Origin of the sequence: Ottowia sp. VDI28 (assembly GCF_049532675.1) — a bacterium.
Lineage (GTDB): Bacteria > Pseudomonadota > Gammaproteobacteria > Burkholderiales > Burkholderiaceae_C > Ottowia.
In genome coordinates this window covers 2,971,023-2,997,446 of sequence record NZ_CP149820.1, presented here as the reverse complement: position 1 = coordinate 2,997,446, position 26,424 = coordinate 2,971,023, and the positions used below count along the sequence as shown (strand labels likewise).

The following is a 26,424-nucleotide window of genomic DNA, read 5'->3' as shown; positions in this document are numbered from 1 at the left end:
TTCAGTCTTCATTCAGGGCTTCAATGAGCCCTTCCACCGGTTGCATCCGAAGATCCAGCTCGGCCAGCAGGACGGCCTGCATGTCGTGGCGGAACAAACTTACCCAGTCGTCGCTGTCCTCGTATTCCTTGCGCAAGCGCCTGCAATACTTCTCCAGCTTGCCCGGAACGGTGCCCAACAGACGCCGCTCCTGAACGCCAAGCGCCTGGGCCATCACGAGATCCACCGCTGCCAGCCTCGAAAGCGCCGGCGAACGAGCAGCCACTGCCGTGCGCACACGGTCGCGCAGCGCGGTGATGGAGTCTTCCATAGACTGCTGCTGCGCCACATAGCGCCTGCGAAACAGGGTGTAAACCATGTCGGCGTCCGTGGCAGCGGCCTCGCGGGCCATGGATTTAGCCAGATGAGCCCGGATACGGTCGCATTCGGCACGTGCGTCGAAGGTGGGCCCCTCTGGGTTGACAGCCACCGGTGGCCGCTCCAGGGCTGCGGACAGCGCGATGGCATCAGCCCACCCCACCCATTGCACCAGCCCGTCGGCAAAGCTGGCGCGCGCATCCCGTACCCGCGTACGCGAATCGGCCAGTGCGTCAAGCAGGCGCACCAGCGCCGCGCCCGTAAGACTGGTTCGCACTGCTTCTTGCTGAGCCATATCAGGTTAAAACCTAGCAGTCTAACCCGATGCGGGCAGCCTCCTCCTCTGTCGGACGCCCGCAAGCCGGAAAGAGGGCATGGAAATAACTACAAAGGATGCCGCCCCCTCCGTCATTCCCGCGTAGGCGAATACGAGGGGACTTCCCACTTACCAGGAACGGCGTCGAAGCGCCAAGATTGAGGTGCGAACGTCAATCTAAAGAGTAAGGAGAAGTCCCATGAGTGAGATTACACGAGTTGGAGTGGATCTGGCCAAGAACTTGATTCAAGTGCATGCGGTGGATGCTCAGGCAGGTGTGTTGGTGCGCCGAGCGCTAGCGCGGCGAGGTTTCCTGCCCTGGTGCGCGAAGTTGCCTGCCGGTTGTTTGGTGGTGATGGAGGCGTGTACTGGAGCGCATCACTGGGCACGCCGGCTCAGCCAGCTTGGTTTGCAGGTGCGCCTGATCGCGCCTCATCTAGTGGCGCCATACCGTTTGCAGGGCAAGAAAGGCAAGAATGACGCCAATGATGCTGCGGCGGTGTGCGAGGCTGCCAGCCGCCCGCAAATGCACTTTGTGCCGATCAAGACGACCGAGCAGCAAGCGATCCTGGGTGTACACACCCTGCGTCAAGGCTGGGAGAAAGACAGAACTGCGTGCATCAACCGTATTCGTGCACTGCTGGCCGAGTTTGGTCTGGTGTGTCCTGAAGGGGTGGGCAAGCTCAAGGAGCAGCTGACCCAGCTCAACGAGGATGCCAGCAACGAGATGCCCGCGCTGGTGAGATTAAGCATTGAGCGACTGCAAATGCAGTGGCGCCAGCTTGATCAGGACATTGGCTGGTGCGAGCAGCGCATTGCACAACACATCAAGCAAGACAGTCGAGCTCAGCAGGCTCAGCAGCTACTGGGTATTGGGCCTATAGGCGCTTCGGCGCTCGTGGCCAGCGTGGCCGACTTCAGTCAGTTCAAAACGGCTGCGCAGTTTGCTGCCTGGCTGGGGTTGACACCCTCGCAGCACTCCAGCGGTGGCAAGAGCCGCCTTGGCGGCATTACCAAGCAGGGAGATACGTATTTGCGGATGCTGCTGGTGCAGGGCGCCAAATCGGCCATTCACTGCAGCAAGCCACGCCAGGAGCGAGTGTGGCTGTGGGCGCAGCAGTTGCGTGAGCGCATGGGCTGGCAAAAGGCGGCTGTCGCGCTGGCAGCCAAGAACGCCCGCATTCTATGGGCGATGTTCACGCGAGGCCAGCCATTTGTGGCCAATCATGTGAGCGTCAAACCGACGTAGAAGTAGATCGACACATGTTTCGTTTATCAAAAAAATGATGTTTCAACAGGACGGCACTTCGCAGATCAATTGAACAGGTTAGACCGGCAGCGGATAAGCTCGATGGATTCCAGGTGGCCTGTTCAGGCCACGAAAGGCGAATGGGAGCCTCCGCTGAGCGGCTCGTATCTGGGTCCGACACCAAGCTCTTCGTAGCTCGTCAACAAGACCGTCAGTAGGTAGGCCGTCTTTCTTCGTTCAGTTCAGTGTCCTTGCAGTCAGCTCCGTAATAAACAACTAAACCATCAGAACCATCAGAAATAACAACCATATTCGCTTGACAACGTGGGATGCCCCAGTAGGAATCCAGTGCCACCTATCCACCGCTGCCTGGATTCCCGCCTACGCGGGAATGACGAGAGTCGTATTCAGAACTTTTACAACGCCCTCTACAGCGACAACTTCTGCTTGTCCACGACTTGCTTGTAGATCTCGTACTCCGCCTTGATCTGATCTGCGAACTGCTCGGGCGTATTACCGACGATGAGGGAACCTGTTTCCTCGATGCGCTTTTTCACCGCCGGGTCTTCCAGCGCCTTTTTCACCCCGGCATTCACCTTGTCAACAATCTCCTTGGGAGTGCCCTTGGGCGCCAGGAGACCGTAGTAGGCCATCCGGTTGACCGCCTCCAAGCCCACTTCCTTGAAAGTGGGCGTATTGGGCAAAGCTGCCACGCGTTGCGGCGCGGCCACCACGATGGGGATCAGGCGCTTCTGCTGGATGAAGGGTAGTGCCGAAGGCAGGTTGTCGAACATGATCGGCACCTGCCCGGCCACCACGTCATTCAGCGCCGGGCCTGCGCCGCGGTAGGGAATGTGCGTGATGAAAACGCCGGTCAGGCTCTTGAAAAGCTCCGTCTGCAGGTGGCCGATGCCGCCGGTGCCCGAAGAAGCATAGGAGTGCTTGCCCGGCTCTTTCTTGATCAGAGCCATGAAGCTCTTGTAATCGTGCGCCGGAAACTTGGGGTTGACGGCGATGATGTTGGGCGTGGCGGCGATATTGATGATCGGCACGAAATCGTTCACTGGGTCGTAGCCGATCTTCTTGTTGATGGCCGGGTTGGCCGCGGTGGTGGACACCGTGGCCACACTCAATGTGTAACCGTCCGGCGCCGCGCGAGCCGCCTCCAGCGCCCCGATGGCGCCGCCCGCGCCGCCCTTGTTGTCGACCACCACGGTCTGCCCCAGGGCCTTGCCCAATGGCTCGGAGATCACCCGGGCGATGATGTCGGTGGTACCACCCGGAGCAAAAGGCACGATCAGCCGGATGGGCTTGTTGGGGTAGGCTTGAGCGAAAGCGGTGCCGCAGGCCACCGTGGCAGCGGCAAATGCGATCAAGGAACGACGATGCATCAGGCGATCTCCTGGATAAAAGCCGAAAAAATGGAAGTGAGCAAATCCTAACCGCGTCACCCCTGCCGCGCACCGGCCACGGAGTGCAGGATTTCCCTATGTTTGGCGAGTTATTCTTCCGTTGGTGAACTATGCCCAACTACTCATCCCGGATTTTTCGCTGATTCTCGTCGGCTACCTGCTCTGCCGCTACACCGCCCTCAACCGGCCTGTCTGGCAGGCAGCCGAGGCGCTGGTGTACTTCTTTCTCTTTCCTGTGCTGCTGTTTCAGTCCATCGTGCGTACGCCACTGGATCTGCGCGCCGCCTCCGGGCTGATGGGCGCAGGCCTGACGCTGATTCTGAGCGGCATTGTCCTGGCCGCAAGCCTGCCCAGACTCCCCCTGCTGAGGCGGTACATCGAGCCTCGCGCCCATGCAGCCAGTGCCCAGGTGGCATTCCGCTTCAACTCCTTCATCGGCCTGGCATTGGCCGAGCGCCTCGCGGGCGCCCAGGGGTTGCAGCTTATCGCGGTGCTGATCGGCGTGTGCGTGCCTCTGTGCAATATTGCCGCCGTTTGGCCCATGGCTCGCCACGCCGGGCGCGGCATCGCAGGAGAATTGGTGCGCAATCCGCTCATCATCGCCACGGCGGCCGGGCTCACGGTGAATCTGCTGGGCTTTTCGATCCCGCAGTGGCTGGCCCCCTCGGTCAACCGCATTGGCGCATCTTCCATCGCGCTGGGCCTGATGGTGGCGGGCGCCGGCATGCAGTTCAGCAGCCTCGCGCGCGCCAAGACCCTGACCGTGAGTCTGCTCACGATCCGCCACCTGTTGATGCCGCTGATCGCCTGGGCCCTGGCACGTGCCTTCGGCCTGGGAACACCGGAAACCCTGGTATTGCTGGCTTTTTCAGCGCTGCCAACCGCGTCGAGCTGCTACGTGCTCGCGGCGCGGATGGGCTACGACGGCCCTTTCGTGGCGGGTCTGGTCACACTCTCGACCGTGTTGGGGGTGGCGAGCCTTTGGCTGGCCTTAGGCATATTGGCGTGAGGTGAACTCAAATCCAGATGAGAAATACGGCACAAGTCTATATCCTGCCGCGAATTTTTTTCCTTTCAATGGTTGACGTGAGAGGCCATTCGCTATAAAAACGGCAGCATCGGCGCTGCATTTTGGGCGCCAGGCTTCCCAAAATGCCCGCAGACGCCGTTTTTTTATCGTTCAAGCGCCCATTGCACGTGCTCGCGCACAAGGGTGTCAGCGTGTTCCGCACGCTCGGCAAGCGCGGCCAGCAGGGGTGCGCGGCGCGGGTCCGTGCGGGGCATGGCAGCCAGGGCATTGCCCAGCGCCACGGCGATATTGCGCAGCCACCGCGCATGGCCGATGCGCCGGATCGGGCCGCCCTCGGTTCGGCGCAGAAACTCTTCCTCGCTCCAGGCAAAAAGCCGTGCCAAGGATTCGCCTGCCAACCCCTCCCGGGCATCGAAGTCCGGCAATTCGCTGCGCCGGGCGTACTTGTTCCACGGGCAGATAAGCTGACAATCGTCGCAGCCGTAGATGCGATTCCCCATGAGCGGACGCAGCTCTTCATCGATAGCCCCAGGGTGCTCGATGGTCACGTACGAAATGCAGCGGCGTGCATCCAGGCGCAAGGGCGCCACGATCGCTTGCGTGGGGCAAACATCGATACATGCCTGACAACTGCCGCAATGGCCGCTGACGGGTTCCGTGGGCGGCAGCGCCAAGTCGACGTAGATTTCGCCCAGAAAGAACATCGAGCCGGCTTCGCGCGACAGCACCAGCGTGTGCTTGCCGCGCCATCCCTGCCCGCTGCGAGAAGCAAGCTCCGCCTCCAGCACGGGCGCCGAATCCGTGAAAACGCGATGGCCGAAGGGCCCCACGGCTTCTGCGATGCGCGCCTGAAGCTTTTGCAGGCGCCCACGCAATACCTTGTGGTAGTCGCGCCCCCTCGCATAAAGGGAAACAATGCCCTCGCCAGCCTGCGCCTGGCGCGCGAACTCAATGGCCTGCCAGCCCTCCGGGGTGGTGCGCGGCAGGTAATCCATGCGTGCGGTGATCACGCTCACCGTGCCGGGCACCAGCTCGGCCGGGCGGGCGCGTTTCAAACCGTGCGCAGCCATGTAGTCCATCTCGCCATGAAAGCCGTTATCCAGCCAGGCTTGCAGACCCGCTTCTGCGCTGGCCAAGTCAATACCGGCCACACCGATTTGGGAAAATCCCAGCTCGCTGGCCCACGCGCGAACACGCGCCAACAACAAAAGAGGATCGATCTGACAGCCTTGCCGAGTCACCCGCCGATTGTAGGAAACGCGCCTGACGCCCAACTTCTGTGGCGCACCGAAGGCGATACCGACGCCTTTGCCCGCCGTCTGGCTGGGCTGCCCGCGCTGCGCAACGCATATATCGAGCTGCACGGAGACCTGGGCGCCGGCAAGACCACCTTTGTGCGCCATCTGCTGCGCGCGCTGGGAGTGGCTGGCCGCATCAAGAGCCCCACGTACGCGGTGGTCGAGCCGCACGAAACGCCTGATGGGCTTTCAATCTGGCACTTTGATTTCTACCGTTTCAACGATCCCCGTGAATGGGAAGATGCCGGCTTTCGCGATCTGTTTGCCGCCAGCGGCCTGAAGCTGGCCGAGTGGCCGGAAAAAGCCGCCGCGCTGCTGCCGCCGCCCGATCTGGCGCTCACGCTCGAAGTGCAGTCTGGCGAAGCGCGCCATGTCGGCCTGCGCGCATCCACACCGCTCGGCCGCGATCTGATGGAGGGACTTCAACCATGAAACGCCGCGATTTGCTGCATTCGGGAGCCCTTGTACTGCTGATCGGCTCGCACCAGATCGCCCGCGGTGCGGGCATTGTCGCGGTGCGGATCTGGCCGGCGGAAGACTATTCACGCGTCACCATCGAATCCGACACCGAGCTCAAGGCCACTCACACGATGATCGGTTCGCCCCCGCGGCTGGCGGTGGATATTGACGGGCTGGATCTCAACCCTTCGCTGCGCGAGCTGGTGGCCAAGGTCCGTGCCGACGACCCCAACATCGCGGGCATCCGCGTCGGCCAAAACGCGCCGCGCGTCGTGCGGCTGGTGGTTGATCTGAAGCAACCCATCAACCCTCAGGTGTTCACCCTCACGCCGGTGGCCGCATACAAGCACCGGCTGGTGTTCGATCTTTACCCGAAAAACCCGCCAGATCCGCTCGATATGCTGATCGCCCAGCGCATGAAAGAGCTGGGCAACTCGCCGAGTTCGCCCAGCGCTCCGGTCACGGCGGCATTGGGCGAACCTGCCATGCCCGGCGCGGCAACGCGGCCTGACGCCAAGGATTCGCTGGGCGACCTGATCGCCAAGCAGATCGAGCGCGCCAACACACTCGCCAAAGGCCCCGACAGCCCACCGGCCCGGACGCCCTCCCCGGCGCCCAAACCCGAGGCTCCTGCCGTGGCTTCCCGCCCGCCGCCAGCGCCCGCATCTGCGTCATCCGACACCGATCGCCTGATCATCATCGCCCTCGACCCAGGTCACGGCGGCGAAGATCCTGGTGCCATAGGCCCCAATGGCACGCGCGAGAAAGACATCGTGCTGAAGGTGGCATTCAAGCTGCGTGACCGGATCAACAACTCCACGGTAGGCGGCAACCCCATGCGCGCCTTCCTGACGCGCGATGCCGACTTCTTTGTGCCTTTGCACACGCGGGTGGAGAAAGCGCGCCGCGTGGGCGCGGATCTGTTCGTGAGCATCCACGCCGACGCTTTCGTCAACCCTGATGCGAACGGCGCCAGTGTCTACGCGCTGAGCCAAGGAGGCGCCTCCAGCGCGGCGGCGCGCTGGCTGGCCAACAAGGAAAACGACTCCGACCGGATTGGCGGGATCAACGTGAACGTCAAGGATGCCCACGTGCAACGTGCCTTGCTGGACATGAGCACCACGGCGCAGATCAATGACAGCCTCAAGCTCGGCAGTGCCATGCTCCGCGAAATCGGCGGCATCAACCGCCTGCACAAACCCAGGGTGGAGCGGGCCGGCTTTGCGGTTCTGAAAGCGCCTGATATCCCCAGCGTGCTGGTGGAGACGGCTTTCATCAGCAACCCCAAGGAAGAAGCCAAGCTGCGCTCGGACGCCTACCAGAACGAGTTGGCCAACGCGCTGATCGCCGGTATTCAGAAGTACTTTGCCGCCAACCCGCCCTTGGCGCGCAACCGGACCGTCTGAGCATCAAAAATGTGCGTCATCAAGTATCTGCGCTGTCCTACAGCGCTTTCGCGGCAAAGCAGATAAAGTTGTTCTCACTCTCCAATGGTTCAGCGGAAATCCTTTCCAGCAAAAAGGATTTCCGCTTTTTCTTTGGGCATTCGGGTTTAAGTGCTCGTTTATGGGCTTTGCATTCAAGCCAGACTTCCTTAAAGTGGAGTCAAGGAGTGAACAGACCATGGCCCAGCCCCATCTTCAATCCGGCCAGATCGGCAGCGTGTTGCCGCTGGGTTCCAGCCTCACCAAAACCCCTTCCTATGCCCTGCTGAAGGCCGCTCAGCTCGAAGTTATTCGAGTGGTGCTGATGGCCGGTAAAAGCATGCCTGAGCACCAGGTTCAGGGGGAGATCACCGTTCAGTGCCTGGAAGGCGTGGCCGAATTCCGCGCGGGCACCGAGATGCACCTGATGCGCGCCGGTGACTTCCTGCACCTCGATGGCGGCGTGCCGCATGCGCTCACGGCACGGGAAGACGCCTCCTTGCTGGTGACGATCTGCCTCTTACCGGGCTAAGCCGCGGCCTTCTTTTCAGCCCGTCCGGCTCGCCAGCCGCCATAGATAGCGATCAACCCTGGTACGAGGATCAACGCCCAGATAATCTTGCTGAGGTTGGCCTGCACCCAAGGCAGATTGCCGAAAAGGTAGCCTGCCACACACAAACCCAGCACCCAGATCAGCGCGCCGGCGACATTGAAGAAGGTGAACTTGCCGCGGCTCATTTCAGCGACGCCGGCCACGAAAGGCACGAACGTGCGGATGAACGGCATGAAGCGCGCCAGAATCACCGTCACACCGCCAAAACGCTCGTAGAACGCGTGCGCTTTGTCGAACGCCTTGCGATTGAAGAAACGCGAGTTCTCCCACTTGAATACCTTGGGCCCGAAATACCGCCCCAGGGAATAGTTGCACTGGTCTCCCAGAATGGCCGCGGCCAGCAGCACACCGCAGGCCACCGGCAAGCTGAGCAGCCCTGCGCCGGCCAGGGCTCCCACCACGAAGAGCAGTGAATCGCCGGGCAGGAAGGGCATCACGACCACGCCGGTTTCAACGAAGACAATGATGAAAAGCAGCGCGTAGACCCAGGGACCATAGTGGGCTACGAAAGCGCCCAGGTGCTTGTCCACGTGCAAAATGAAATCGACCAAGTGCATCAATATATCCATAGGCGCGCATTATCCCTTCCGTAAGTTTCAGTAAGCTGCGAACTAGAAAAAATACACACCCTAGAATTGAGCGGTGCACACCACTTCCGCCCCCCTGCCCCAGCGCGCCGCCCTATTCTTGAACTGCCCGACGAGCTGATCAGCCAGATCGCTGCCGGCGAGGTGGTGGAGCGGCCAGCCTCGGTGGTGCGGGAGTTGCTGGACAACGCGCTCGATGCCGGCGCCCGGCATATCACCGTGCGGCTGGCGGCTGGCGGCGTACGCCTGATTTCGATCGAAGACGATGGCGCTGGCATCGCACCGGAAGAGCTGCCCACGGCGCTCAAGCGCCACGCCACCAGCAAGATTTCCAACCTGGTGGAGCTGGAGTCGGTGGGTACCATGGGCTTTCGCGGAGAAGCGCTGGCTGCCATCAACTCGATTGCCGAAACTACCCTGCTCTCCCGTACAGCGGATCAGCCGAATGCCTTTTTCCTCGACGGACGCACGGGTGAGCTGCGGCCCGGCGCACGCGGCATGGGCACCACGGTGGAGGTCAAGGAGCTTTTCTTCAGCGTGCCAGCCAGGCGCAAGTTTCTCAAGACCGATGCCACGGAACTCGCGCATTGCCTTGAAGCCGTACGCCGCCATGCCTTGGCACGGCCCGACGTGGCCTTCACGGTCTGGCACGACAACAAGCTGATCGAGCAATGGCGCAGCCACCCCGGCCCTGAGGGACTCGCGCAGCGCCTCTCCGATGTGTTGGGCGAAGACTTTCTTGAGAACTCGGTGCCGGTCGACTACCAGGCAGGGCCTATGCACGTGACCGGGCGCGCTGGCATACCCGATATCGCGCGCTCGCGCTCGGACCACCAGTTTGCCTACGTCAACGGCCGCTTCGTGCGCGATAAAGTCATCACGCATGCCGCGCGCAGCGCCTATGAGGATGTGCTGCACGGCCAGCGCCAGCCGGTGTATGTGCTTTATGTGGATGTGGAGCCTGCGCGCGTGGACGTGAACGTGCACCCTACCAAGATCGAGGTGCGCTTTCGCGACAGCCGCGAAGTGCACCAGGCAGTGCGGCACGCGGTGGAAAATGCACTGGCAGCACCACGTGCCGGCCAGACGGGCCTGCCCGTGAGCACGATCGCCTTGACCCCGGCGCCAGCCAGCCCGAACACGGGCATGATGGCCAACCCTGCGCCGGATCGCAGTGAATCCCCCGCGCCCAGTCCTTTCCGGACCTTCGAATCCTTCAGGCCCAGGCAAGCCGCCATGGATTTGGGCGGCTCCAGCCGCCATGCGGTGGAAGAGCTCCGAATGCTATGGGCGCCCCGGAACATTGGCGCGCCAGACACGGAATCGCCTGAGCGATCAGCTCCAGCCGCGCTCACGCCAACTGCCGGCGCGGAGGCGCCACCCAGTCTCCCTGCCCAGCCAGGCGAGCCGGCTGAATCGCATGAATGGCCGCTGGGGCGAGCCGTTGCGCAATTGCATGGTGTCTACATCCTGGCCGAAAACCACACGGGGCTCATCGTCGTCGATATGCACGCCGCGCATGAGCGCATCGTCTATGAGCGCCTGAAGCAGCAACTCGATGGCGCCCGCATTGCCAGCCAACCCCTATTGATTCCAGCGACCTTTGCCGCCACGCCGCATGAAGTGGCCACGGCTGAAGCCTGCGCCGAGGTGCTGGGGCGCCTGGGCCTGGATATTGCGCCTTTCTCACCCAAGACCTTGGCCGTGCGGGCCGTACCCACCACGCTGGCGGCTGGCGATGCGGTGGAGCTGGCGCGCAGCGTGCTGGCGGAGCTGTCTCAGCACGAAGCCAGCACCGTGGTGGAGCGGGCTCAGCATGAACTGCTGGGTACCATGGCCTGCCATGGCGCGGTGCGCGCCAACCGGCGCCTTACCCACGAGGAAATGAACGCCCTGCTGCGCCAGATGGAAGCTACCGACCGGTCCGACCAGTGCAACCATGGCCGCCCTACCTGGCGCCAGCTCACGATGCGCGAGCTTGACGGACTGTTCATGCGCGGCCGCTGAAAAAATGACCACGCCCGCATTCGCCATGGCGGACCCGAGCAACACCCCCGCCATCCGGGCCATCTGCCTTGCAGGCCCCACCGCCAGCGGCAAAAGCGCCCTCGCACTGGCCTTGGCGGAGCGTTTGGGCGGAGAAATCATCAGCGTGGATTCGGCGCTGGTCTATCGCGGCATGGACATCGGCACGGCCAAACCCACGCCGGCGGAGCGCGCCGCCGTACCGCACCACCTGATCGATATCCGCGACCCGAGCCAGGCCTACAGCGTGGCCGAATTCGTGGCCGATGCCGAGACCTTGATCACGGACATTCTGGCGCGCGGGCGAGTACCCTTGCTGGCAGGCGGCACCATGCTGTATTTCAAGGCCCTGCTGCAAGGCGGGCTCGATGCCCTCCCCCGGCCGACCCCGAGGTTCGCCGTCAGATCGAGCAGCAGGCCGCCGAGCGCGGATGGCCCGCCATGCATGAGGAACTGGCTCGCGTGGACCCTGTCACCGCCGCCCGCCTGCCGCCTGGCGACAGCCAGCGTATTCAGCGCGCGCTGGAAGTCTGGCAGCTCACGGGCAAGCCGCTCTCGGACCTGCATGCCGCCACATCAGCCGAGCAAGATTCAGTCCAGGCTTCAGAAGCGCGCGACTCCATGCCGCTGATTTCACTGGAGCCGGAGAACCGCGCCTGGCTGCATGAGCGCATTGCCCGGCGCTTCGACGCCATGCTGAACGAGGGTTTTCTGGACGAGATGGCCGCCCTTCGCGCACGGGATGATCTCTCGACCAGCCTGCCCTCGATGCGCTGCGTGGGCTACCGGCAAGCGTGGGAAGCGCTGGACGGCGAGTTTCCGCTCGCGGAGTTGCGTGAGCGCGGCGTTGCCGCCACACGCCAGCTTGCCAAGCGCCAGCTGACCTGGCTGCGTGGCATGCCCGAGCGCCATGTGCTGCAGGCGGATGGCCCTGACGTACTGGCGCAAGCCCTGCAGATGATCAACCGGCTCTGGCCCTCGCATTGAAACCCCTCCATACTTGCAAGCGATGTCCTCCTCCACCCTGCACCCCATGCTCAATGTGGCCATCCGGGCCGCACGCGCCGCTGGCGCCATCATCAACCGCGCCGCGCTCGATGTCGAAGCCGTGCGCATCTCCCAGAAACAGGTCAATGACTTCGTCACCGAGGTCGATCACGCCAGCGAAGCTGCCATCATCGAGACCCTGCTGACCGCCTACCCGCAGCATGCCATCCATGCCGAGGAGTCCGGGCGCACCCATGGCAACCAGACCTCCGATCACATCTGGATCATCGATCCCCTCGATGGCACCACCAACTTCATCCACGGCTTTCCCGTCTATTGCGTCAGCATCGCCCTTTCCGTGCGCGGGCGTATCGAGCAGGCCGTGGTCTACGATCCCACTCGCAATGATCTGTTCACCGCCACCCGCGGACGCGGCGCCTACCTCAATGAACGGCGCATCCGCGTGAGCAAACGCACCCAGCTCAACCAGAGCCTGATCGCCACCGGCTTTCCCTTCCGCAAGGGCGATGATTTCCCCACCTACCTGAAGATGATGTCCGATGTCATGCAGCGCACCGCCGGACTGCGCCGCCCGGGCGCGGCTGCGCTCGATCTCGCCTATGTGGCCGCAGGCTATACCGATGGCTATTTCGAGACCGGTCTGAAGCCCTGGGATGTGGCCGCGGGCTCCCTGCTGGTGACCGAGGCGGGCGGGCTGATCGGCAATTTCACCGGCGAGGCCGAGTTCATCGAACAACAGGAGTGCCTGGCCGCCAATCCCCGCATCTATGGCCACTTGGTCGGCCTGCTGCGCAAATATTCCAAGTTCACCGGCCCGGTGCCCGACAACACAAGCCCATCCCTTGACCCGCTCCACGACACCGGCGCAGAGGCGCCTCCCGCCCCATGAACATCACCGCCGCCAAGCGCTGGCTTGATCCGGCTCATTGGCAGCAGCGCGGCCGCACGGCGCTGCGCGTATTGCTCAGCCACTACGTGCTCAACGGCGCGGTGTGCGCGCTGGGCTTGTTTCTGATTTCCACGCTGATCCAGGCCATGTTCGGCCATGCGGCGGCGGCCGCCGCGGTGGTGGGGGTGATCGTGACCATCCCGCCCGACATGGCCGCACCAGTGCGAGGCAAGACATCGCACATGGCGATGGCCCCGCTGATCGGCTTGCCATTGTTTCTCGCCGTGCAGTTGCTGCGCCCTCACCCGGTGGAGCTTGGCCTGCTGCTGGTACCCGCCACCTTCCTGAGCTTCCTGGGGATGGCCTGGGGCAAGCGCGGCGCACCGGTTGCCATTGCGGTGGTCTTCACCACGATCTTCTCGATGTCGACGCCCGCCGCGGTCGATATGAACGAAGCTTTGCTGCGCACCACCTACTTCGCCCTCGGTTCAGCAATGTACGTGGTCTACTCGGTTGCGGCGAACGCGTTGTGCAATGCGCGCTACCGTACGCAGTTGATCGCGGACCTGCTGTTCACGGTGGCCGCGCTCATCCGCACCCAGGCGCGCCGCTTCGCGCCGCAGGAAACGGATACCGAGGCGGAGAGGGTGAAAGTGGCAGAAATCGCAGCCCCACAGGAAAGCGAACTGGGTGAGTTGCTGCGCCGCCAGGCCGCACTCGCCGATCAGTTGCAGAACACGCGGGATGTCGTGCTCGAATCACCCCGCACACCACGCCGGCAACGCCTGGCCGGCATGCTGGTCACGGTGCTGGAAATGCGTGATCAGTTGGTGGCGAGTGAACTCGATCTCGATCAGGTGCGCACGCACGCCGGCCATCGCTCCGCACTGAACGACGTACGGCAGATCCTTCTGCAAATAGCCGCCGAACTGGAGCAAATGGCGGACGCCATGCTCACCGGGCGTACACCGCCCTCCGCGACCGACCATGGCACCCGCCTGGCCGCCCTTCGTCTGGAAGCGCAAGCCGACAGCGCCGGCCAACCAGACAATGGACCTTCAGGACTGCTGCGCGGAGTGGCCTACCGGCTCATTCACCTGAACGACGCCGTTAAGGAACTGGCAGGTCTGGCACGTGGTGAGACCATGCCCGACCTGACCGTAGTACGCAACAACTGGCGCCTTTTTGTCAGCCCGACCGACTGGTCCTGGCGGCCCTTCTTCAGCCTCTGGACCTGGCGCGCCCCGGCGCTGCGCCATGCCATCCGCGCGGCACTGGCCGTGGGAGTCGGCTACACCATCGCCACATTGCTGCCTTGGGGATCGCACGAATACTGGGTGCTGCTGACCATCGTGGTCGTTCTGCGCGGCAGCCTGGCCCAGACCCTGGAACGCCGTGATGCGCGCGTGGCCGGCACCATTCTCGGCAGCCTGCTGGCCGTGGGGCTGCTCGCCATACATCCGCCGGCATTCGTGCTGCTGCTCACCGTGACGGTGGCACAGGGCGTTGCGCATGGCTTTGCGCTGCGCCGTTACCTGATCACCGCGGTGGCGGCCTCGATTTTGGGTTTGGTTCAGTCGCACCTGTTGTTTGCGGGCAGCAGCCCTACCTTCGCTTTCCTGGAGCGTGTGGGCGATACCCTCCTGGGTACCGCCATCGCCTGGGTGTTCTGCTATGTGCTGCCCTCGTGGGAGCGCGGCCAACTGGCGGGCCTCGTACGCCGCACCATGACCGCACAGGCTCGGCACGCGCGCATGGCCGTCGGCCTCGCCAGCCTGCACGACATCGACACCCAGCCCGAGCTGGCCTGGCGGCTGGCGCGGCGCGAAGCCTATGACAGCCTCTCAGCCCTTGTGCTGGCCACCGAGCGCTCACTGGCGGAACCCCGCGCGGTACAGCCGCCGGTCAGATTGCTGGAACATCTTCAAGCCCACGGCTACCAGCTCCTCGCCCAGCTCAGCGCCGCCAAATCGATGCTGCTGCTTCGCCGCGACCAGCTGCGCCTTGATGAAATCGAAGCGCCGCTGGCCGAAGCTGCGAGCCGCATCGAGCACACGCTCACGGCCGAACCCGGCAGCGCCGCCGCCAGCCTGCCGCCAGCCATCGCGAACGCTTCCGTACCGATCGAGGCACTACCTGATCCTTTCGAGAACGACATCAGCCCCTGGCTGCTGCGGCGCCTATCGCTCGCGCTGGATCTGTCCGGCAAGATGCGCAGCGAAGCTGACCAAGTGCTGGAGCAGATCAAATAAGCGCTCCGCGCTCAAGGTTCGTGGTCACCCAAAAGCCACAATTACATTTTTTGAGGGCTTTTACGGTTTCATCCTCCAGCAGCGCCACCAGCCCTCCAGCATGTGTTGCCAAGGCATCAGAGATTGCAAAAATCCCTCGCTATATGGCTGGCTCCGCCGACTTGCATCTGCATGCAACCGGATATTGATACTGCAACTTTCGCGCTTCAGCGGCAAAAAGCCCAGGCTACGATGGGCCTGTATCTATTCAAGGAAGTCTTTTATGAAGTTGTTGACCGCTGTTGTTTTGCTCACTGGTACCTTGGCACTTGCGGCCTGCGAAAAAACTGCCACACCCGAGGCGGGATCTCCCCCTGCAGCCAATGGCGTTGCAGCTCCGGGCGGTATGGCTCCTCCTCCTGCGGCGGATGGTTCCGCTCCGGCGCAGTAGCCGCATCCAGTTTCCAGTTCTTACCCAAGCAAGGGCCGCTCCCAGCGGACGCCTTGCTTGATGATCTTGGCCGGAAGCCCGCCAATGACGGTATTCTCTTCCGGAAATTTTCCCGAGACCACGCTTCGCAAGGCGATCACGCTCCCCGAGCCTATTTGCGAGCCTTTCAGGATGATGGAGTGGGCCGCGATCCAGACATGATCGCCGATCACGACATCCGCCGCATGATTGATGCGAGCATCGGTGCCTACATCGAACAGCGCATGAGAATCAGTGGTCCTGATCTCGATGCCCCATGCCAGCATGCAGTCCTCACCGAAGGTGACTGAGCGCCCTTCGCCGCAAATGATGTTGGCGCCCCCGATAGTGGTACCTTTTCCTATGTTGATTCTGTTGGCGTCGACGATTTTCATGATGAAAGTGCCGGCCAAGTGGCAACCGTCGCCGATATGAATATGGTTGTCATTGGACTGGATGTTGATCGTCAACCCGCTGAAAAACACATTCCTTCCCACGGTAATCCGGTTTCCCGTTCCGCTGATGTTGAGCGTGAGGCCATTACCTCGGAACTTTACCGATGCCTTGTCCGCGTACTCGACGCATGCGTCCGATCCGTTGATTTGCATTGTTCCAATCTGAGTGGTGGCCATGGCAGGATTGCCGTTGCCTTGCCACACAAACCATAAAGCCAATACGGCCGGGAAAAGCCGCACGGAACACATTGCTGCATCTCTTGCATCTCAAAGTCAAGGGTACTCTTGGGCAAGCAATCCCGGCAGCACCATGCCGATGGTGGTGACCCTGCTCTCCGAGCGGGCGAACACCGACCCCTCATGCATATGGGCAATGGCCTTCACGATGGCAAGCCCGAGCCCATGGTTCCGGTCCGCATTGCGGCGCGAGGCATCTGCCCGGTAGAAACGGTCGAACAAATGCCGCAGGTGCTGCGGCTCGACTTCCGGCCCCATGTTGGAAATGGCCACCACAATCTCGGAATGCCTGCCGACCGCCCGGGTCTCGATCCGGATGATCACACTGGATCCAGCGTCGGCGTAGCGCGTGGCATTGCCGAGCAGGTTGGATAGCGCACGGCGCATGAGCGGAGCATCGATACGGGCCATGGCATCGCCCCGCACTTCCAGGGTCAAGCCAGCCTCCAGGGCGACCGCTTCATAGAACTCGGCGACCTCGCGGGCCACCTCGGCCAGGCTCCGGACGGTGGTTTCCCGGGTGCCGGCGCCCCTGTCCGCACGTGAGAGGAACAGCATGTCCCCCACGATGCCGGCCAGCCGCTGCAAGTCCTCCAGGTTGGATTCCAGCACCTCGCGCATCTCTTCCACCGAGCGCGGCTTGCGCAACACCACCTCGGAGCTATTGATCAGGGTGGCCAGCGGCGTGTTCATTTCATGCGCCACATCGGCATTGAAAGCCTCCAGTTGACGATAGGCGTCCGCGAGCCGGTCCAGCAGCGCATTGAACTGCGTGACCAAGGGCTGCAACTCCTGCGGCAGCGCGCCGGCATCCAGGCGGCGTGTCAGATCCCTGGGGGAAAGTTCACCGATCTGGGTCACCAGCGAGCTGATCGGCCGCAGGCCTCTACGGATCAAAAACATGCCCGCCAGAGACAACACCAGCGTGCCCGCCACCATGGCCGACAGGAGCGTCCATGCCAGCGCCCGCAGCAGTGCGTCGTCAGGTCTTCTATCCATGATCAGAGTGGCCTTGGCGGCCATCGGCTCGCCGCTGGAGGGGAAAGCCAGCGTGACATCGAACGTGCGCTGCAGCGTGCGCTGGTCACCCTGGGCAAACTTGAGGCTGTCATAGAGCACCACGCCTCCAACCCCTTCGATCCGGATCGAATAATCGTCGTGCCCGGCCAGAAAATCCGCGAGCATGTGATCCAGTGATTTGTTCCGGTGCTCCACGCTGACATCCGTCAGCACGTGAATAAGCGCCTGCTGCTTGTGGTCCAGCATGTCCTTCTGGCGTGCCGCCAGAGTGGTGTCGAACACGAAGTACACCGCCAGACTCACTCCGCCCAAGCCCAGCATCGACAGCACCGCGAGCCAGCGTGAAAGACGCCTCCCCAGATGAGGAGCCACCGGCGCGGCACTCATGATGGCAACCGTTCCTCCAGCACATAGCCGATGCCCCGCACCGTGTGGATCAGCGGGAGAGGAAAAGGTTGGTCGACCTTCATTCGCAGGCGGCGCACCGCCACCTCCACCACGTTGGTCTCGCTGTCGAAGTTCATGTCCCACACCTTCGATGCCAGCTCGGTGCGCGACAGCACTTCGCCCTGCCTGCGCAGCAGGAGAGCCAGCAGATTGAACTCCTTCACCGTGAGATCCAGCCGCACGCCAGCCCGCACGGCCTTGCGGCGGATCAGATCGACCTCCAGGTCCGCTGCTTTGAGTACCGTGGGCTCTGGCGCCGTCTGATGGGCGGATACCCTGCGCAGCTGCACCTGGATCCGCGCCACGATCTCCGAGAACGCGAACGGCTTGATCATGTAGTCGTCCGCGCCGCTCTGAAGCCCCCGGACCCGATCTTCCACATCGGAACGGGCCGTCAGCATCAGCACCGGCGTGCTCTTGGATTGCCGCAAGGCCGCCAGCACCGCGAAGCCATCGATTCCGGGCAGCATGGCGTCCAGGATGATCAGATCGTAGTCCAGCTCCATCGCCAGGTGCAGCCCATCTATCCCGTCGCCCGCCACATCCACGGTATAGCCTTCCTCCGACAAGCCCTTGCGCAGGTATTCGGCCAGCCGGGCCTCGTCTTCGATCAGCAGCAGTCTCATGCAATTCATTTTCATGGATTTGCGCCTGATCGGATGATTACAAATTTGTCATCAAGCTGACGATAAAGCGTCGGGATGGGGTTCGTACAGTGCGGGCGCAGTACGCAGACTCCCAGGAAATGCTCAAATGGCTCTCCACCGTCCTCGCCCCGACACGCGCGCCGGCAGAACACCGATCCGCGCTCGGACCTTGGCGCCTTTCATTCTGGCCGCCGCCTGGGCCCTTTCCGCTGGCGCGGCAGCGCAAGGCAGCCCCACCCCAGCCGAGAACCAAGCTTGGATGACCCTCGCCACGGCCTGGGAAAAAGCGCTCGCCGCCAATCCCGGCCTGAGGGCCGCAGAATCGGGCGCGGCCGCCACCGAAGGAGCCGTGCTGCAAAGCAAGGCCCTCCCCAATCCGGAAATATCCTACAACCAGGAGGACACCCGCTCCGAAACCCGGACCAGCACGCTGCAGATCAATCAGCGCATCGAGCTGGGCGGCAAGCGGGAAGCCCGCGTGCGCATGGCCGAAAGCGAGCAGGCCGGCGCTCAGGCTACCGCTTTCGAAGCCAGGGCCAATCTGCGCTACCAGCTCGTGACGGGCTTCAATGAGCTGCTGGCGGCTCAGCAGCGTGCAGAGTACGCGCGCCAGATTCATGAGCTGGCCGCCCGCGCCCATGATGCGGCGCAAAAGCGCGTCACCGCGGGCAAGATCCCGCCGCTGGAAGCCACTCGAGCCCAGGTGGCACAGGCCAATGCCCTTCTGGAGCTGGATCAGGCCCGCTCTGCCATCCTGGTGGCCCAGCAGCGCCTGGCGGCGCTCTGGGGCGGCTCTCCGGAAGAAGTAGGCCAGGTGGCCGGAGATTTCGTGCGTACGGCCGCGCCTCCCACGGCGGAGCATATCGATGCTGTGCTTGAGCAAGCTCCGGCGATGCTGAGCGCCCGTCACGCCCTGGCTCAAAGCCGGGCCGCCTCAGATCTGGAGCGCGCCCGCCGCGTGCAGGATCCCACGCTCAGCCTGGGCGTCAAGCGCGGGCAGGATCTGGGACGCAATCAGCTCGTGTTCGGCATCAGCATCCCGCTGCCTCTTTTCGACAACAACGCCGGCAACCAGCTCCAAGCCCTGCGCAAGGCCGAACAAGCCGAATGGAGCCTGCAGGAGCAGCGCCTGCAACTGAGAGCCCAACTGCTCTCAGCCCGCCAGCAATTGATCAGCAGCAACCAGCAAGCATCCCAACTGCAAACCCTGGTGATTCCCGCCGCGCAATCCGCTTACGACACCGCTGCGCGCGGATTCGCCCTGGGCAAATTCAGCTTCCTTGACGTGCTGGACGCCCAGCGCACGCTCTTCGAAAGCCAGCGCCAGTTGCTCGATCAACTCATGGCTTCACACAAAGCCAGTGCGGAGATCGATCGCATCCTGGGTACTGCGCTCAGCGCCCTTTCCATCTCTTGAATACCGCCATGCCCGAGACAACCAGCTTCGACAACGCTCTCTCCAAACCCAGGCAGTGGATCGCCGTGGCAGCCATTCTCGCTGGCGGCATGATCGGCGGCGCCCTGATCCTGCGAACGCCAGGGGCCTCCGCCCCCGCCGGACACAGCGACGCCGCCTCGCATGGCGACAAGGAGCACCACGGCGAGGAGGCCGGCAAGGACCACGAGGAGGCCGAGAACCACCACGATGCCGAACACCACGAAAACACATCCACCAAAGCTGAGGGCAAGAGCGAAGCCCATGGCGACAGCGATGGACATGGCCACGAAGAGAAAGAAAAAAGCGTCGTCAAGCTCAAGGAGTCTCAATCGAAGGCAATCGGGATATCTCTCGCCCAGGCCGCGCCCGCAGCCATCCGCAGAGAGATCGTGCTGCCAGGAGAAATCCGCTTTGATGAGGACCGCACTGCCCATGTAGTCCCGCGTGCCGCTGGCGTCGTGGCCTCCGTGCATGCCCAGTTGGGCCAGCTTGTCAGCAAAGGCCAGTTGCTGGCCGTGATCCAAAGCGCCGCGGTGTCCGATCAGCGCAGCGAACTGCAGACCGCGCAGAAGCGCCTTGCCCTCGCCCGCACCACCTATGCGCGCGAAAAGCAGCTATGGGAGGAAAAGATCTCCGCCGAACAGGACTATCTGCAAGCGCGGCAATCCCTTCAGGAAGCCGAGATTGCGGTGTCCAACGCCTCGCAGAAGCTCTCCGCCATCGGAGTGGGCGCAGGGTCATCTGCCAACGGCGGCTCCAGCCGCTATGAGCTGCGTGCCCCGCTCTCCGGCATTGTGGTTGAAAAGCATCTCACCACAGGGGAATCCGTCACCGACAGCACGGCCTCGTTCACGGTCTCCGATCTCGGCGCCGTCTGGGCCGAGATGAATGTCTCCGCGCCTCAGCTGCCTTACGTACGCGTCGGCGCACCCGTATCGGTGCGGGCCACGGCCTTCGATTCGGCCGCGAAAGGCAATGTGGCCTATGTGGGCGCGCTGATTGGTGAGCAGACCCGCACCGCCCCCGCCCGCGTGGCGCTCGCCAATCCGCAGGGAGTATGGCGCCCCGGCCTGTTCGTCGATGTGACCGTGCTGGCGGAAGAGAGCCAGGTGCCCGTGGCGGTGGATGCAAAAGCCATCCAGCGCCTGGAAGGCAAGGAAAGTGTCGTCTTCGTCCCTGCAGAGGGCGGCTACAAAGCGCAGGCGGTGGAGCTGGGCAGATCCGACGGACGCCATACCGAGATCGCCAAAGGTCTCCAGGCCGGCCAAGCGTACGTCAAGGAGGGCAGTTTCATGCTCAAGGCCGAGCTCGGCAAAGCCTCCGCAGAACATACCCACTAAGTACCATGTTTGAACGCATCATCCGCTTTGCCATCGAGCAGCGCTGGCTCGTGCTTGTGGCCGTCGCGGCCATGGCCGCCCTGGGCGTGTTCAGCTATCAGAAGCTCGCCATCGACGCGGTCCCGGACATCACGAACGTACAAGTCCAGATCAATACCCAGGTCCCGGGGTACTCGCCGCTGGAAACCGAGCAGCGCATCACCTACCCGATCGAAACCGTCATGGCCGGCCTGCCCCATCTGGAGCAGACCCGCTCGCTTTCAAGGTACGGTCTGTCCCAGGTCACGGTCATCTTCAAGGACGGCACCGACATCTACTTCGCGCGCCAGCTCGTCAACGAGCGCATTCAGGAGGCCAAGGAGCAGCTGCCGGCCAATATCACGCCCTCCATGGGGCCCATTTCCACCGGTCTGGGAGAAATCTACCTCTGGACCGTGGAAGCCGAGGAAGGCGCGAAGAAGGCCGACGGCACGGCCTATACCCCCATGGATCTGCGCGAGATCCAGGATTGGGTGATCAAGCCCCAGCTGCGCAATGTTCCCGGTGTGACCGAGATCAACTCCATTGGCGGCTTCTCCAAGGAGTACCTGATCGCGCCCCGTCCGGAGAAGCTCGCTGCCTACGGCATCTCCATAGACAAGATCGTCACTGCGCTGCAGAACAACAATACCAACGTGGGAGCGGGTTACATCGAGCGCCAGGGCGAGCAGTATCTCATCCGCGCGCCCGGCCAGGTACGAGGCATCGAAGACCTCAAAGAGGTTATCGTCGGCACCGCGCAAGGGCAGCCGATCCGCATCCGTGATCTCGCCGATGTCGAGCTTGGCCGTGAGTTGCGCACCGGCGCGGCCACCGACAACGGCCGCGAAGTCGTGCTGGGCACCGTCTTCATGCTGATCGGCGAAAACAGCCGCGTCGTCTCCAAGGCAGTGGACGAGCGCATGCAGTCCATCCGGCGCAATCTGCCCGAGGGCGTCAAGATCGTGACCGTCTACGACCGCACCACGCTGGTCGAAAAAGCGATTGCCACCGTCAAGAAGAACCTGCTCGAAGGCGCTGCCCTGGTAGTGGTGATCCTCTTTCTCTTTCTTGGCAATATCCGCGCGGCGCTGGTCACCGCACTCATCATTCCGCTCTCGATGCTGTTCACCTTCACGGGGATGGTGCAGTACCGGATCAGCGCCAACCTCATGAGCCTGGGCGCGCTGGATTTCGGCATCATCATCGACGGGGCCGTGGTCATTGTCGAGAACTGCGTGCGCCGCCTGGCACATGCGCAAGAGCACAGGGGCAGGCTGCTCACCCGCAGCGAACGCTTCCATGAGGTGTTCGCTGCCGCCAAGGAATCACGCCGTCCCTTGCTGTTCGGCCAGTTGATCATCATGGTCGTATACCTGCCCATCTTCGCCCTCACCGGCGTGGAAGGAAAAATGTTCCACCCCATGGCCTTCACCGTCGTGCTCGCGCTGATAGGCGCCATGATCCTCTCTATCACCTTCATTCCAGCCGCCATTGCTCTTTTCATTGGCAAGCGCGTTGCCGAGAAGGAAAACCGCTTGATGACCTGGGCACGCGAGGCGTATGAGCCCCTACTCTCGGCCGTCATGCGCATTCCCCTCGTGGTGCTTTCGGGCGCGGCGGTGGCCGTGGCGCTGAGCCTGTTGCTCGCATCGCGCATGGGCAGCGAGTTTGCCCCCAACCTGAACGAAGGCGACTTCGCCATACAGGCCCTGCGCGTGCCCGCCACCAGCCTGACGCAATCCCTTGAAATGCAGATGCAGCTGGAGGCCACGCTCAAGGAGAAGTTTCCGGAGATCGAGCGCGTCTTCGCGCGCACCGGCACGGCCGAGATCGCCTCCGATCCCATGCCGCCCAATATCTCGGATGGCTACATCATGCTCAAGCCCCGGGCCCAGTGGCCTCACCCGGACCGCAGCCGCGATGACCTGCTGGCGGCCGTTCAGGAAACCGTGGAAGATATCCCCGGGAGCAACTACGAGTTTTCCCAGCCAATCCAGTTGCGCTTCAATGAGCTGATCTCCGGCGTGCGCAGCGACGTGGCGGTAAAGATCTTCGGCGATGACATGCAGGTGCTCGAACGCACGGCCCAGACCATCGCGGCCATGCTGCAGAAGGTGCCGGGCTCATCCGAGGTCAAGGTGGAGCAGACCACCGGCCTGCCCATGCTCACCGTGCAGGTCGACCGTGAAAAGGCCTCCCGCCATGGCTTGAACATGGGTGACGTTCAGCAAACCGTGGCCACCGCCCTTGGCGGGCAGGAAGCAGGTACTGTGTTCGAGGGCGACCGGCGCTTCGATATCCAGGTGCGCTTGCCGGAATCCGTGCGCAGCGACCTAGCCGCGCTGGAACGCCTGCCGATCGCTCTGCCCCTCAGGCTGACGGCCGGCAAGGCTTCGTGCCCCTGTCCGCCGTGGCCAGCTTCGACCTCTCGCCAGGCCCCAACCAGGTCAGCCGCGAAGACGGCAAGCGCCGCATCGTCGTCAGCGCCAATGTGCGCGGCCGCGACATCGGTTCATTCGTGGAGCAGGCGCAGCGCGATCTGGATGCCATCCCGCTCCCGAGCGGCTACTGGACCCGCTGGGGCGGCACCTTCGAGAACATGCAATCGGCACAGAAACGGCTGCAGATCGTCGTTCCGGTCGCGCTTTTGATGGTGTTCACCCTGCTCTTTGCCATGTTCGGCAATGTACGCGATGGTCTCATCGTCTTCACGGGCATTCCGTTCGCCCTCACTGGCGGCATCCTGGCGCTCTGGCTGCGCGGCATTCCGCTGTCCATCTCGGCGGCCATCGGTTTCATCGCGCTCTCGGGCGTCGCGGTGCTCAACGGGCTGGTCATGATCTCCTCCATACGCGCACTCCGGGAGGCTGGCCAGAACGTGCCCGAGGCGGTGCACTCCGGTGCACTGTCTCGGCTGCGCCCAGTGCTCATGACCGCCTTGGTCGCGTCACTCGGCTTCGTTCCCATGGCGATCGCCACCGGCACGGGCGCGGAAGTGCAGCGCCCTCTGGCCACGGTCGTCATCGGAGGCATTCTGTCTTCCACCGTGCTGACCCTGCTGGTGTTGCCGCTGCTCTACCGGCTCGTGCACCGCCGCGATCTGTCTGAAAACGAAACAGAGCCCGGCCATCCAGGAATGACGATCACTGGCGAGCCATCTCAGCTTGTCCGATAGCCTCTCCATCCAGCGGCTGCTGCAGCTGCAGATCCACGGTCACGCAGCGCAGTTGGCCGGTAAAGGCAAATGGCGCGGCATAGTGCGATACCGGGCTGCCCCTGTCGCGGCCGATATCCAGGCCAGACCAGGAAATCAGCGTGGCAAAGCCGAATTGGCAGGCGCCTTCGGCCACGCAGACATCGTCGATCCACAGGCTGGCCAGGCGACTCGAAGGCACCACGGTGCGGCCATGTCCCGGTACTGGTGGGGTCAGCACCAGTGGCCCGAGCTGCATGCGCACCGCCAAACGCCGGTGCCCAGGCGCGATGGGTGCGTCGGAGCGAAGAATCTGGTGCACGCCACCGATGTTCAGATCATGCACCAGATGGCCGTCCTGAACATAAAGGCTATAGCCGCTCGTGGCATCGCCGTGTGCGATCAGCACGCCCTCCGCGCCATCCGCAGGGATGACGACCTGCGCCTCCATGTGGTAGCTGCGCGAACGCAGATCGGGCGCGACATCGCTGGGCAAATGGCCCATGCCCTGGTGAAACACGAAGCGTGTGCGTGATCCTTGTGCGCGCTGGGCGTTCTCGGCAAAGCGCGCGCCGAAACGGTCGTCCAGCGGCAGCACCTGGCTGGATTCTGCCTCGCGCCACCACAAGGCCTGGAGCTTCGCCAGACGCTCGGGCTCCTGGCCCGCCAGATCGCGGTTTTCAGCAAAGTCCTTTTCAAGGTGATACAGCTCCCAGCGGTCCGCTGCGAACGGCGTGCCCGGCGCATGCCAGGCGACGGCTTTCCATCCCTCGTGCCAGATGCCGCGGTGGCCGAACATCTCGAAGATCTGCGGGTTGGTGTGTCCTGGCGCCTGCGGATCAGTCAGCGTGGCTTTCAAGCTCTGGCCGGTCACGGGCTGCTGCGCCACGCCGGCGATGGTGTCCGGTGGCGCGACGCCACATAGATCCAGCAGCGTGGGCAGCAAATCTCGCGCATGGCAAAAACCATGGCGCAACTCGCCGCGCGCGGAAATGCCCCTTGGCCAGGCCATCACGAGCGGATCGCGAATACCGCCGCCGTGCGTATTTTGCTTGTAGCGCTTGAGCGGCGTGTTCGAAGTCATCGCCCAGCCATGCGGAAAATTGGAGTGCGAAGCCGGCCCGCCGATGTCGTCGATGCGCGCGAGCTTTTCAGCCATGTCCTCCTTGCGCATGTTGTATGGCCCCATGGCGTTGACGAAGCCAGCCACGCCCCTTCCTGGCTGGCGCCGTTGTCTGACAGCACCAGCACCAGCGTATCGTCCTGCATGCCGCTGGCCTCCAGGAACTGCATCAGGCGCCCCAGTTGGATGTCGGCATGTTCCAGCATGCCGGCGTAGGCGCTTTGCAAGCGCGTGAACACTCGCCGCTCGGGCTCGGCCAGCGTGTCCCAGGGTGGTACCCCATCATTGCGCGGCGGCAGCTCGGTGTCCGGTGGCACCAGGCCCAGCGCCTTCTGGCGCTCCAGCCGCTGGGCTCTTTCCGCGTCCCAGCCCTGGGCGAATTGCGCATCGTAGGCGCGAATGAGCTCCTGCGGCGCCTGGTGCGGGGCGTGGCAGGCCCCCAGTGCCAGCCACATCAGCCAGGGCGCATCGGGCGCGTCCGCCTGATGCTCGGCCAGCATGCGGATCGACTGGTCAACCAGGTCGGAGGTCAGGTGGTAGCCAGTTTCAAAGGTGCCGGGCGGATCGATGTGGGTGTTGTCACGCACCAGCTCGGGCGCGAACTGATCGGTCTCGGCATCCATGAAGCCGTAGTAGCGGTCAAACCCTCGCCCCAGCGGCCAACCGTCGAAAGGGCCTGCGGGGCCGCTTTGCGTCAGGGGCACCACATGCCATTTGCCCACCATGTAGTTGCGCCATCCATGAGGGCGCAGCATTTCAGCCAGCGTGCCGGCATCGGGGCTGATCTTGCCGCGATAGCCCGGGAATCCGCTGTCGAAATTGGCCAGGCATCCCATTCCCACCGCGTGGTGGTTGCGCCCCGTGAGCAACGCCGCGCGCGTGGTCGAGCACATAGCCGTGGTGTGAAACCCGCTATAGCGCAAACCGCTCCCCGCCAATGCGTCGATGGTGGGTGTGCGGATGCTGGAGCCATAGCAGCCGAAATCCGAGAAACCCACATCATCGAACAACACCACCAGAATGTTGGGTGCTCCCGCGGGCCGCTTCAGAGGAACTGGCCAATGGGGAGCGGATGGCGCCTTGGCGGGGTCCTTGGGGGCCACGTTCTCTTGGTTCTCTGCGATGGCGGACATGCG

At 63.2% G+C, this 26,424-nt stretch carries 19 protein-coding genes and 2 pseudogenes; 12 read left to right on the top strand and 9 right to left on the bottom strand.

The window, feature by feature from the left end; translation table 11 throughout:
• Window position 1: 1 nt before the first annotated feature.
• Entirely contained in the window at window positions 2-652 is a 651-nt protein-coding gene (locus WJU18_RS14305; protein ID WP_423460685.1) for a DUF3348 family protein, read from the bottom strand.
• A 220-nt stretch (window positions 653-872) separates the two neighbouring features.
• On the opposite strand from WJU18_RS14305, the gene WJU18_RS14300 reads away from it, so the two are divergent.
• A complete protein-coding gene (locus WJU18_RS14300) occupies window positions 873-1,922 on the top strand; it encodes an IS110 family transposase (RefSeq protein WP_423454084.1) in 1,050 nt (349 codons plus the stop codon).
• Window positions 1,923-2,350: 428 nt separating this feature from the next.
• Here WJU18_RS14300 and WJU18_RS14295 read toward each other — a convergent pair whose 3' ends face one another.
• Window positions 2,351-3,313 carry a tripartite tricarboxylate transporter substrate binding protein BugE gene (locus tag WJU18_RS14295; RefSeq protein ID WP_423460684.1) on the bottom strand — a complete coding sequence of 321 codons (963 nt, stop codon included), beginning with the start codon at window positions 3,311-3,313 and terminating at the stop codon, window positions 2,351-2,353.
• 124 nt (window positions 3,314-3,437) lie between these two features.
• Between WJU18_RS14295 and WJU18_RS14290 the strand changes: the two genes are divergently transcribed.
• Window positions 3,438-4,343, top strand: coding sequence for an AEC family transporter (locus WJU18_RS14290; protein WP_423460683.1), 906 nt, complete (start codon window positions 3,438-3,440; stop codon window positions 4,341-4,343).
• Window positions 4,344-4,507: 164 nt separating this feature from the next.
• Here WJU18_RS14290 and queG read toward each other — a convergent pair whose 3' ends face one another.
• Complete coding sequence (gene queG / locus WJU18_RS14285) at window positions 4,508-5,584, bottom strand: tRNA epoxyqueuosine(34) reductase QueG (protein WP_423461000.1); 1,077 nt, start codon at window positions 5,582-5,584, stop codon at window positions 4,508-4,510.
• On the opposite strand from queG, the gene tsaE reads away from it, so the two are divergent.
• The 3 genes from tsaE (at window position 5,585) to WJU18_RS14270 (ending at window position 8,077) form a co-directional block, all read left to right on the top strand.
• Window positions 5,585-6,094: a tRNA (adenosine(37)-N6)-threonylcarbamoyltransferase complex ATPase subunit type 1 TsaE gene (gene tsaE / locus WJU18_RS14280; RefSeq protein WP_423460999.1), complete on the top strand. Its 510-nt coding sequence runs from the start codon at window positions 5,585-5,587 to the stop codon at window positions 6,092-6,094.
• Window positions 6,091-7,527 carry an N-acetylmuramoyl-L-alanine amidase gene (locus tag WJU18_RS14275; RefSeq protein ID WP_423460682.1) on the top strand — a complete coding sequence of 479 codons (1,437 nt, stop codon included), beginning with the start codon at window positions 6,091-6,093 and terminating at the stop codon, window positions 7,525-7,527. Before tsaE ends, WJU18_RS14275 begins: the two co-directional genes overlap by 4 nt.
• Before the next feature lie 217 nt (window positions 7,528-7,744).
• A complete protein-coding gene (locus tag WJU18_RS14270; RefSeq protein ID WP_423460681.1) occupies window positions 7,745-8,077 on the top strand; it encodes a cupin domain-containing protein in 333 nt (110 codons plus the stop codon).
• On the opposite strand, the gene WJU18_RS14265 is transcribed toward WJU18_RS14270, so the two are convergent.
• Complete coding sequence (locus tag WJU18_RS14265) at window positions 8,074-8,727, bottom strand: DedA family protein (RefSeq protein ID WP_423460680.1); 654 nt, start codon at window positions 8,725-8,727, stop codon at window positions 8,074-8,076. The two genes, WJU18_RS14270 and WJU18_RS14265, sit on opposite strands and share 4 nt — an antisense overlap.
• Before the next feature lie 66 nt (window positions 8,728-8,793).
• Here WJU18_RS14265 and mutL point away from each other — a divergent pair, with 66 nt between their 5' ends.
• The 4 genes and pseudogenes from mutL (at window position 8,794) to WJU18_RS14245 (ending at window position 14,919) form a co-directional block, all read left to right on the top strand.
• Window positions 8,794-10,752 carry a DNA mismatch repair endonuclease MutL gene (gene mutL / locus WJU18_RS14260; RefSeq protein ID WP_423460679.1) on the top strand — a complete coding sequence of 653 codons (1,959 nt, stop codon included), beginning with the start codon at window positions 8,794-8,796 and terminating at the stop codon, window positions 10,750-10,752.
• A gap of 25 nt (window positions 10,753-10,777) precedes the next feature.
• Window positions 10,778-11,757, top strand: a pseudogene (gene miaA, locus WJU18_RS14255) (tRNA (adenosine(37)-N6)-dimethylallyltransferase MiaA).
• 22 nt (window positions 11,758-11,779) lie between these two features.
• Complete coding sequence (locus WJU18_RS14250; protein ID WP_423460678.1) at window positions 11,780-12,667, top strand: inositol monophosphatase family protein; 888 nt, start codon at window positions 11,780-11,782, stop codon at window positions 12,665-12,667.
• A complete protein-coding gene (locus WJU18_RS14245; protein WP_423460677.1) occupies window positions 12,664-14,919 on the top strand; it encodes an FUSC family membrane protein in 2,256 nt (751 codons plus the stop codon). Before WJU18_RS14250 ends, WJU18_RS14245 begins: the two co-directional genes overlap by 4 nt.
• Before the next feature lie 450 nt (window positions 14,920-15,369).
• On the opposite strand, the gene WJU18_RS14240 is transcribed toward WJU18_RS14245, so the two are convergent.
• From WJU18_RS14240 to WJU18_RS14230, 3 genes are all read right to left on the bottom strand, one after another.
• Window positions 15,370-15,999, bottom strand: coding sequence for an acyltransferase (locus tag WJU18_RS14240; protein WP_423460676.1), 630 nt, complete (start codon window positions 15,997-15,999; stop codon window positions 15,370-15,372).
• 96 nt (window positions 16,000-16,095) lie between these two features.
• Window positions 16,096-17,466 (bottom strand): heavy metal sensor histidine kinase, encoded by a 1,371-nt coding sequence (locus WJU18_RS14235; RefSeq protein ID WP_423460675.1) that lies wholly within the window; start codon window positions 17,464-17,466, stop codon window positions 16,096-16,098.
• Complete coding sequence (locus WJU18_RS14230) at window positions 17,463-18,152, bottom strand: heavy metal response regulator transcription factor (protein ID WP_423460674.1); 690 nt, start codon at window positions 18,150-18,152, stop codon at window positions 17,463-17,465. The genes WJU18_RS14235 and WJU18_RS14230 overlap by 4 nt, the downstream gene beginning before the upstream one ends.
• Before the next feature lie 127 nt (window positions 18,153-18,279).
• On the opposite strand from WJU18_RS14230, the gene WJU18_RS14225 reads away from it, so the two are divergent.
• The 3 genes and pseudogenes from WJU18_RS14225 to WJU18_RS14215 all read left to right on the top strand — a co-directional run bounded on the left by WJU18_RS14225 (window position 18,280) and on the right by WJU18_RS14215 (window position 24,147).
• Complete coding sequence (locus tag WJU18_RS14225; protein ID WP_423460673.1) at window positions 18,280-19,590, top strand: TolC family protein; 1,311 nt, start codon at window positions 18,280-18,282, stop codon at window positions 19,588-19,590.
• Window positions 19,591-19,598: 8 nt separating this feature from the next.
• A complete protein-coding gene (locus WJU18_RS14220; RefSeq protein ID WP_423460672.1) occupies window positions 19,599-20,951 on the top strand; it encodes an efflux RND transporter periplasmic adaptor subunit in 1,353 nt (450 codons plus the stop codon).
• Window positions 20,952-20,956: 5 nt separating this feature from the next.
• Window positions 20,957-24,147 (top strand): annotated as a pseudogene (locus tag WJU18_RS14215) (efflux RND transporter permease subunit).
• Here WJU18_RS14215 and WJU18_RS14210 read toward each other — a convergent pair.
• Window positions 24,116-25,249 (bottom strand): sulfatase/phosphatase domain-containing protein, encoded by a 1,134-nt coding sequence (locus WJU18_RS14210; RefSeq protein ID WP_423460998.1) that lies wholly within the window; start codon window positions 25,247-25,249, stop codon window positions 24,116-24,118. The pseudogene WJU18_RS14215 and the gene WJU18_RS14210 sit on opposite strands and share 32 nt — an antisense overlap.
• Window positions 25,246-26,421 carry a sulfatase-like hydrolase/transferase gene (locus WJU18_RS14205; protein WP_423460671.1) on the bottom strand — a complete coding sequence of 392 codons (1,176 nt, stop codon included), beginning with the start codon at window positions 26,419-26,421 and terminating at the stop codon, window positions 25,246-25,248. Before WJU18_RS14205 ends, WJU18_RS14210 begins: the two co-directional genes overlap by 4 nt.
• Window positions 26,422-26,424: the final 3 nt, after the last annotated feature.